The organism is Mycobacterium sp. TH-M82, assembly GCF_057473605.1.
In genome coordinates, this window is sequence record NZ_JBYCKY010000070.1 from 1 (window position 1) to 1,415 (window position 1,415).

Sequence of the window (1,415 nt, forward strand, 5' to 3'; positions counted from 1 at the left end):
GGGTGGTTGTTGCCCTCGGCCGTAGGCTTCGGACTGCCCAGGGACGTCGGGTATGGCTTTCATGCGTTTGCGGTGTTTCATGGCCGAAGGAGATTGGCCGCCCGGCGTCCCGCGACGACTCGACCGCTAATTGAGAGATGCGATTCGATCGCTGTGTAAGGACACGTCGGCGTGGTCGTCTGCTGGGCTGAAAGAAACGACAACGATCACGGAGGTGGTTGTGGCGCAACAATTGTGGGCCGGCGTCGACGCTGGAAAATCTGACCACTACTGCGTGGTTATCGATACCGACGGGCAGCGCTTGCTGTCGCAACGAGTCGCTAACGACGAGGCGGTCTTGGTCGAATTGATCGACGAGGTTATGGCATTGGCCGACGGCGGTGAAGTTACGTGGGCGATCGACCTGAACGCCGGCGGCGCCGCGTTGCTGATTACCTTGCTCGTCGCTTCCGAGCAGCGGCTGCTCTACATTCCTGGCCGCACTGTTTACCACGCCTCGTCCGGTTACCGTGGCGACGGCAAAACCGACGCCAAAGACGCCGCGATCATTGCCGATCAGGCCCGGATGCGCCGCGACCTGCAACCGCTGCGACCGGGCGATGACATCGCCGTCGAGCTGCGTATCCTGACCGCTCGACGCACCGATCTGGTCGCCGATCGCACCCGGGCGATCAACCGGCTGCGCGCCCAGCTGCTCGAATACTTCCCCGCCCTGGAACGCGCCTTTGACTACAGCACCAGTAAGGCCGCGCTCATCCTGCTCACTGGCTACCAAACCCCCAACGGGCTGCGCCGCGCCGGCGCCGCCCGCCTGACAGCATGGCTGGCTAAACACAAGGCCCGCAACGCCTCTGCTGTGGCAACCAAAGCTATCGAGGCCGCCAACGCCCAACACACCACTGTGCCCGGCCAAAACCTCGCCGCCACCATGGTCGCCCGCCTGGCTAAGGAGGTGATGACCCTCGACACCGAAATCGACGCGACCGAGACGATGATCGAGGACCGATTTCGCCGCCACCACCACGCCGAAATCATCCTGAGCATGCCCGGCTTCGGCGTCATCCTCGGCGCCGAGTTCATCGCCGCCACCGGCGGCGACATGAGCGCCTTTGACTCCGCCAACCGCCTCGCCGGCGTCTCCGGGCTGGCCCCAGTACCGCGAGATTCTGGCCGCATCAGCGGCAATCTCAAACGCCCCCGCCGCTACAACCGACGCCTGCTGCGCGCCTGCTACCTGTCGTCCCAGATCGCCATCCGCACCGACATCGCCTCGCGCACCTACTACGACCGCAAACGCACCGAAGGCAAAACCCACACCCAAGCCGTCCTCGCCTTGGCCCGCCGACGCCTCAACGTCCTGTGGGCCATGCTGCGCGACCACAGGATCTATCAACCCACCGCACCTAACGCCGCGG

At 64.7% G+C, this 1,415-nt stretch carries 1 protein-coding gene; it reads left to right on the top strand.

Features of this window, described 5'->3' with window-relative positions; translation table 11 throughout:
* Nucleotides 1-214: 214 nt before the first annotated feature.
* Nucleotides 215-1,415 (top strand): IS110 family RNA-guided transposase (locus AC2VON_RS02200; RefSeq protein WP_439956610.1); only part of this gene is annotated, 1,201 nt, incomplete at its 3' end.